Origin of the sequence: Halorubrum sp. SD683, assembly GCF_002135045.1 — an archaeon.
GTDB lineage: Archaea > Halobacteriota > Halobacteria > Halobacteriales > Haloferacaceae > Halorubrum > Halorubrum ezzemoulense.
This window is the reverse complement of record NZ_NEWJ01000004.1, coordinates 65,888-72,998: the sequence shown is the minus strand read 5'-3', so window position 1 is coordinate 72,998 and position 7,111 is coordinate 65,888. Positions and strand designations below refer to the sequence as shown.

The 7,111-nt window shown below is 55.3% G+C and carries 7 protein-coding genes and 1 pseudogene; 6 read left to right on the top strand and 2 right to left on the bottom strand.

The annotated features are described in order from the left end of the window. The 6 genes and pseudogenes from B9G49_RS16120 to B9G49_RS02905 all read left to right on the top strand — a co-directional run. A pseudogene (locus B9G49_RS16120) lies at positions 1–104 on the top strand (IS1595 family transposase); the annotation flags it as partial. 105 nt (positions 105–209) lie between these two features. Further along, the gene (locus tag B9G49_RS02920) at positions 210–578 is read left to right on the top strand and encodes a helix-turn-helix domain-containing protein (RefSeq protein ID WP_049933409.1); all 369 of its coding nucleotides are present in this window, start codon (positions 210–212) and stop codon (positions 576–578) included. Continuing rightward, positions 578–928 carry a type II toxin-antitoxin system PemK/MazF family toxin gene (locus B9G49_RS02915; RefSeq protein ID WP_049933410.1) on the top strand — a complete coding sequence of 117 codons (351 nt, stop codon included), beginning with the start codon at positions 578–580 and terminating at the stop codon, positions 926–928. The genes B9G49_RS02920 and B9G49_RS02915 overlap by 1 nt, the downstream gene beginning before the upstream one ends. 232 nt (positions 929–1,160) lie before the next feature. Next, positions 1,161–1,655, top strand: a complete 495-nt coding sequence (locus tag B9G49_RS16115; RefSeq protein ID WP_143414679.1) for a hypothetical protein — start codon at positions 1,161–1,163, stop codon at positions 1,653–1,655. A gap of 321 nt (positions 1,656–1,976) precedes the next feature. After that, positions 1,977–3,647: a transposase gene (locus tag B9G49_RS02910; protein WP_086215359.1), complete on the top strand. Its 1,671-nt coding sequence runs from the start codon at positions 1,977–1,979 to the stop codon at positions 3,645–3,647. A gap of 374 nt (positions 3,648–4,021) precedes the next feature. Next, complete coding sequence (locus tag B9G49_RS02905; RefSeq protein ID WP_086215358.1) at positions 4,022–5,245, top strand: site-specific integrase; 1,224 nt, start codon at positions 4,022–4,024, stop codon at positions 5,243–5,245. A 58-nt stretch (positions 5,246–5,303) separates the two neighbouring features. Here the strand turns inward: B9G49_RS02905 and B9G49_RS02900 are convergent, their stop codons facing one another. Together B9G49_RS02900 and B9G49_RS02895 are read right to left on the bottom strand one after the other, a co-directional pair. Then, positions 5,304–5,732, bottom strand: coding sequence for a hypothetical protein (locus B9G49_RS02900; protein WP_086215357.1), 429 nt, complete (start codon positions 5,730–5,732; stop codon positions 5,304–5,306). Continuing rightward, a complete protein-coding gene (locus tag B9G49_RS02895) occupies positions 5,732–6,613 on the bottom strand; it encodes a ParA family protein (RefSeq protein WP_049933239.1) in 882 nt (293 codons plus the stop codon). Before B9G49_RS02895 ends, B9G49_RS02900 begins: the two co-directional genes overlap by 1 nt. Positions 6,614–7,111 lie beyond the last annotated feature (498 nt).

The window sequence follows — 7,111 nt, the reverse complement described above, 5'->3', positions numbered from 1 at the left end:
TGGAGCAGGCCGCTCGGACCTACGGCTTCCTCCGGTCACTGAACCTTACTGGGGCACCGATCCACAGTCTCGTGGACTGTATCGCTGTCAATGTATTCCGCTAGTTCCGCCAGTCTACCGAAGAGCGACGGACGAAGTATCTCCTTCAGCGTTTTCACCACTTTCACACCTAACTCTCATTACGGTTGACACCGTATTTCTGCTCAATAATGTCCATCGACCGGGATACCTTCGAGAAGACGAGCGAGGACGAACTCGAGGAACTCTCCGTCCCGGATCAGGTCCTCGGATTTCTCGCCGCCAACGATGATCGCGCGTTCAAGGCTCGCGAGATCGCCTCTCAGATCGGTCTCGATGAGGGCGCGGTCAGCACCGCGCTCTCGAGACTGAAGGGCCGCGATCTCGTCGAACACAAAGCGACGTACTGGGCGATAACCGACGACACGGAGCGACTCGACGGATACAGCGGGTACGAACGGGCGACCGCCCTGTTCAACCAGCGACTCGGTACAGAGGACAAGGAGTCCTGGCGCGAACACGCACCCGAGGAACCGCATCCGAGCGTCGAGGACGAATAGTGACCGACGGAGAGAGACCAATTTTCGAGCGTGGCGACGTCGTCTACGGGGATGATCCGTTCAAAGGCGAGGAAGATGCTCGGCCCTGGCTCATTCTCCTGAATCATAAAGGCCGTCCGTTCCACGGGGAGCAGTATATTGCGCTCACGTTGACGTCGAAATCCTGGATGGACGGCCTGATCGACGTTCCTGGTGAGAGTTGGCTTCGTGGTGGGACCCCGGATGAGAGTCAGATTGTCCCGTGGGGAGTACAATCGATCGACCACGAGGATATCGACTTCTGGCAAGGTCGCCTTGACAGCGATCTCGTCGACGAGGCGGTTGCTGCGCTCGTCGAAGAACTACACTAATAGACCCAACTGAAGATGAGACCAACTATCTCAATGTTACGGTCACAGCTTCAGAAGGTGGAACCGATATGTTCCTTTCCTTCGACGTCAGTACGGGGTGAGTCACCCGTTCAGTATGTCTGCGTGCCGACCGCACGACTCTCCGGTATTGTTGTATGCTGTTCTGCGAGCGTAGCAGATACGGGGACCAATTTAGTATCTACCACTTGTAATTTTAGAATAGCAATACAAAATGAGCAAGGATAACGAAAACGGTCGTGAAAATTCGAGGCTTCGGGTGGTTGGGCAGAAACGAGATATGCTCTTGGAGAGGGTCTACGATACCACAAAATTCGCAGATCTCGACAAGAAAATACGCGAACGAGGATACGAGGAGACAGAATCTATCGTTCAGCGCGGTATACGTCCGGAAGATCCATTCGCTTTCTACCAAGTTATCCGCCACTATACTAACGAGGACGACCGAGCAATAGCCACGTGGATTGGCCTAGACCCAGAAAAAGTTGACAGCGGTGAGGTATCGTATGATATGATAGAGGAGCTGGACGAGATTCAGGACATAGAAAGGGATGCACAGGAACTATACCCGCTCATTGTTGCCTTTCTGAATGATGAGGGAATCGGATTTCGAGCAACCAGTACTGGTATTGAAGAAAATGAGTTAGATAACAGTATTCTTCGAAATGCGCTCAAAGAATCGTTCCGGACATCCAGAGAGGAAGAATAGGCTTTGTTAAAATCCTCTTCTTCAGATACATTATCACCTGAAACAGCCGGTCGATGGGAACTGCGAACTGATCGGCCCGCGCAGTCCCAGAGGGATCTTTGAGCCGATGTGTTATTCAGGTTGTACACTTGAAAACAGGCATGATCGGTACAGGAACCCTTATTATCGCAATTACGTTCACCGTTGTGATGATGCTGACTTTAGCTATGCTGCTACGATTGCTGAAGAATTCTCGTGGGCTGTGAGTCCCCTGTATTGAGCACTGTCGAGTGGGTGATTCACCAAAGTAGCTTTTGTCGTCAGTTATAGTAGCGCTGTCCGATGACACCGACACAATCCTCTCGACGTGCTGTGTACCGTCGCATCGCCCAGACGTCCTACTACGACTGGCCAGCCTATCATGCGACGCCCCTCTACGACCGGAGTTCAACAGCCGGCCTTGCTGAAGATGTCCGGGTCCTCGCGACCGTCTGGTTCGACCACGACGCCCACGACTCTATCGAAGCGTTCGTCGCTCACTGGCCGCTAGCCTACGTCGAATTCGACGCTCACGACCGCTACACTGGGAGCACGACGTACGAGATGGAGGTGCTATTCCGTGGGTTTCTCCTCAAGGAACTCTACGGGTGGGACTACGAAACGGCACTCTGCTCGTATCTGGAAGACCGACCCTCTCTCCGCCGTCGCCTCGGGTTCGAGACTGTGCCCGACCAGTCGACGCTCTGGCGGAGTTGGCACTATCGGTTCACCTCCGACCTCCGCGAGTGTATCGAAACTGCCGCGCGGACGATCCTCTTCAAAGCGTCCGACGCTGGGGTCTCGGTTCTACGGACCCCGCCGCGTACAATTCCGCGTCGCCAGACCGATGACGACGAGACGACCGGCCCATCTGCGTTCGAGCGCAAACAACAGCTCACGACTCACGTCAGCCACCTCGTCTATCCGGTGTTTTCGCTCGACCGCGCGAGTGGTTGTGCTATCCACGAGAACGCGTTTTGGAACCTTCAAACGTATCTCGGCCTTCACGAGAACCTCGCCGCCAATGAGGGCGCTCGCAGCTTCCGCTACGACACGACGCGCGAGCGGACGCCCCTCGGTCATAATCACCGAGACCAGATACGATCTCTATCTATCGAGCGCATCCGTGAGATGTATCGCGAGGCTGCCCAGCGACTCGTCAATCGGACGGCCCAGATGCGAAGCCTGTACCAGCGTAGCTACATTGCTATCGACACGACGGAAGCCGACCCGTTCACCGGTGACCGGACGGGCCACAAAGACGAGATTATCGGCACGAAAGAGAAGACCGCCGAGTACGCCTATCAGTGGGCGACCGTCCAGCTTGTCGGTGATTCCGTACCACTGGTTCTTGACGCACGTCCCATCCGGAAGGGTGACACCCGCTTAGAGATCGTCGAGGACCTCCTCGATTCGGCAATGGGGCTCGTCGACGTTGACCGCGTGTTCATGGACCGGGAGTTCGACAGCCAGCATATTCTCGAAGCGATAGCCGACCGGGGCGTCACGTACGTTGTGCCAAAGCGGATGCACACCAGCGAGAAAGCTCAGGCCAAACGATTGCTTCAGCGCGACCAAGACCGCTACGTCACCGACCGCAAACTCCATCTGGGGAACAACGAGTGGCACGAGACGACGCTCCAGTACCGTCGAAAGAAGAACTCGGACCGGACAGATTACGGGCAGTACGCCGTGTTCATGACCAACGGCGACCCCAGCGCCATCACAGAATATGGGAAACGCTGGGACATTGAGCGCGGCTACAAGTCGATCAAGCGGTTCATGGCAGCGACAACGTCGAAAGATTTCGTGCTGCGATTCTTTTATTTCGCGTTTGCGTGTCTCCTGTATTCGATCTGGCGCGGGATCGATATGCTGTTTCAGTGTGAGAACGGTGGTGTGTACGACCGTGAACCCGTTGTAACGGCGCAGAACACGCTGACATTGCTCCGGAAGGAGACGGGGGTCGGGTAGCGGCTATCTGAGACTCAGGGAATGCCCCGACTCGTGAGCGGCAGCGCTCTTGCGAACTTCGGTCATTTCCCGAAATAGTTCGATGACCGATACGAACCCGCTCTCGGAGGCATCATCCAACCGGTATCTGCGCACCGATTCAGTCGAAATCACGCATCTCACACCCGCTAAACCCGCTGTAGTCTCAACTTCCAACCTATAGATTCTATATATCGAAATAAGATTTACCAGACAAGTAGTGAGGCTTGATCGTATGAAAATCAGCTTCAGAAGAGCTCATACGCTATTATAGCTAATACCCGCACCTACTTTGGATTAGTGTAGTAGTCACAAGTAGATTTTTGAGGATGCCCGCTGTCGGTGAAGCTAAATCGATGGTACAGCCAACTGACGGCCCTCAACCTGGGGACACGACTAGTGAAACGCCACTCGACGAGCCCCTGACCGATTTTCTCGACGCCAAGGCGAAGACGCTTGGCGAGTCCGAGGACGGAACGACGCAGCGATCCGGCAATTACGTTCAAGCGCTCGAACGCGTCGTCCCGGACTGGATCGAATGGATGAATGGCCAAGGCGTGACTACCGTAGAAGCGGTCGACAGTCGTCACCTCGCCCGGTATGCCGGTCACCTCGCCCGACGGGTGAATGCCCGTCGAGCCAGCAATGACACGGACGGGATCACAGCAGCCACTGCGTGGAACTACTACTCGCTCGTCTCCGCATACCTCCGTTACTGCCAGCAGTGGGAGTACATCCCAGAGAACCCCGCGGATACCGACCGCGCAAAAGACGAAATGCCTGACCGGCCCGCAACCGACTCTAGCAAACAGCAGTTCTGGTCGACCCAGCAGCGCGAGACAATCGTCTCGTACGTCGACGAGCGAGCGTATGCGGCGATTGATGCGGATCCGCAGAGCCGAGAAGCACTCACAGCTGCCCGTGACCGGGCGCTCGTCTACGTCATCGGATTCTCTGGCGTCCGCGGTGCCGAGGTCCTCGCCTCTAGTCGCGATGACCGGCGGACGGGAATCACATGGGGGGATATCGATACTGACCAGGAGGTATTGACAGTCCTCGGCAAAAGCCAGCAAATCGAGAAGGCACCGCTGACAGATCGTCCCGTTAGTGCCCTCAACCGCTGGCAGACGCTCCTCGACCCGCCCACCGATGCGTGGCCCGTGTTCCCTTCGTTCCACCTCGCATCCCTGCGGGATGCTGCGCGAAGTCAACTTCAGGAGCGTGACGCCGATCCAGAGACTATTGACACGGTTACGAGTCTCGGCACCGCAGACCTCGTTGATGCCTTTCGTGAACGGGACCTCACCCCGCCGGCTCTAACTACGGAAGGCGGCCGATACACGCTCAAAAAGCACTCTCAGGCAGCCGCTGTGGACTGTTCAGACGACTCGAAAGCGTATCTCACCCTCCACGGCGCTCGCCGTGGCGTTGGTGAGGCGTACTACGATGCAGCGGGGTTCAGTGACGCGCAACGGGTCCTCCGACACGAGGATCCATCAACGACATCGAAGATGTATGCCCACAAGGAGGCGGGTGAACTCTCTGACGTGGGCAGCGACATTTTCTCAGCGGATGAGTAGCTATCGTCGGCCGGCTGTCCGTGAATGCTGACTGTCTAATAAACCATATACTGCGATATCATTCGAGCGCGTATCCCCACCCTTCGAGCACGTCGACAACATCATCCGTGTGTTGAAGTCCAACCAGCAGCGCTGCCTCACGGAGATCCGCTTTCCGCACGCTTTCTCCGAGTCGGCTCTCAATAATCGACTTCTGTGTCCGCTGGACGTTCAGCGTGTCTTCTTGGAGGTGGAGCTGGACCGTTTGTTCTCGCCCGTCTGTGATGCTGTTTCGGCGTAATATCCACGGAATGTCACTCCTTGCTGTGTCGCGTCCGCTATTGTCGGCGCTGCTGCTCGCTCCAGTCTCTATCTCCACCTCAGTTGTCTCTGCCTGGTCGCTTTTCGAGTCCATGTCGGACGAGGAAGCGGGTTCGACCTCCGGCTCATCGTCGTCCTCTTCCTCGTCCTCCCACCCATTCACAGTGCCCTCTTTGAATCCCCCCATCAGACGGTCACCTCCTCAGGATCGTCCAACGCGCCTGGCTCAGGCGGCGAAGGCGCCACAATGCCGCCCTGCGTCTCAAGCGAGCGAGCAATTCGATCGAACTTTGCCAGCGTCTCAACCTCGTAGTCGCGGCGTCGGCTCCGGTGCGTTCGCACAAATTCAAACGCACTACACTGGTGTCGCCAACAGCCCTCCATCATCGATGTTCGGTCGCCGATCACCTCCGGAACCTCGAAGGGCACGTCCTCGACGATCTCGTTTTGATCTCTCGTCCCCTTGAACTCGATTGGGACGGCTCCAAGCACCCCAACTTCGATATTCAATTCATCCGCGAAGTTCGTCGCAAGCTCCTCTAAGCCCTCAACGGACGCTTCTCCCTTTGCGGACGGCTCAAACGGAATGAGGAGGTTCCTCGTCGCATAGATCGCATTATAGAGATGATCTGACTCCGTTGCTGGAGGATCACAGATAAGAACATCATACCGGTCCGGCACATCGTTCTCAACGAGGACACGCCGGAGTTGCGCGTAGATGTTGTACGCATCGCCGAAGTCTTCGGCCCGACTTTTCTCTCGTGCTAAGTGGTCTGAGAGATCTGAAAGGGTGTTGTGTTCCGGAATAATATCAATACCCTCTGCCGTCCGGATCAGATCGTCGAAGTCGCCACCCGGGTTATCGACAAGGTGTCGCACGAGACTGTCTGCTGCTGAATCACTCCGGTCGTCGTCGACGTCGAACAGCCGACTCAGGTTCCCGTCCTGTGGATCGAGCGGAATCACCAACACATCAAGCCCCGCTCGGGCGTGCGCACAGGCGATATTCGCGGTTAGCGACGTCTTCCCGACGCCGCCAGCCTCGCTGTAAACCGTGTACGAGAGCATACAGCATTATTAGAGACATACCACATAAGTATACGTCAGACATTCATCTATGACTCTTATCTATCTTAGACCTCTAAGTAAGATCTCTAAATAAGACTACTGAGTAAGGTTTCATACTCAGATATGTAAGAAAGGCGTCTTTCCTGGATTTCTCAGATAGAGGAATAAGGCATCTAACACATATTTGTATGTGATATGCTCCAGGCCCAAACCCGACCTGTGATAGCTCCCCCACGACTACGGTAGTTGATCTTTTATTAGAAAAAATATAAATTTATACCGCCACCCTCAGCTGGGAATTGGCTTGGACTCAATATTTCGTTTACATGATCTTGGTAACATAACCTGCATTGTGTGGCGCAGTGACTGCCTCCCTCAGTATTGCTCTACTCAGTATTTTTGACGTCCTCCACTGACGTTCTAGGGGGCCCAAGTTGATACGGGTCGCTCTAATTGTGTATATTTATATAGACAGATATCACCACCAGAACTGGCTAT

Bases quoted from the DNA above. Each gene is read 5' to 3' on its own strand.
- B9G49_RS02920 (WP_049933409.1), top strand. From the start codon at position 210: ATGTCCATCGACCGGGATACCTTCGAGAAGACGAGCGAGGACGAACTC.
- B9G49_RS16115 (WP_143414679.1), top strand. From the start codon at position 1,161: ATGAGCAAGGATAACGAAAACGGTCGTGAAAATTCGAGGCTTCGGGTG.
- B9G49_RS02910 (WP_086215359.1), top strand. From the start codon at position 1,977: ATGACACCGACACAATCCTCTCGACGTGCTGTGTACCGTCGCATCGCC.
- B9G49_RS02905 (WP_086215358.1), top strand. From the start codon at position 4,022: ATGGTACAGCCAACTGACGGCCCTCAACCTGGGGACACGACTAGTGAA.
- B9G49_RS02900 (WP_086215357.1), bottom strand. From the start codon at position 5,732: ATGGGGGGATTCAAAGAGGGCACTGTGAATGGGTGGGAGGACGAGGAA.
- B9G49_RS02895 (WP_049933239.1), bottom strand. From the start codon at position 6,613: ATGCTCTCGTACACGGTTTACAGCGAGGCTGGCGGCGTCGGGAAGACG.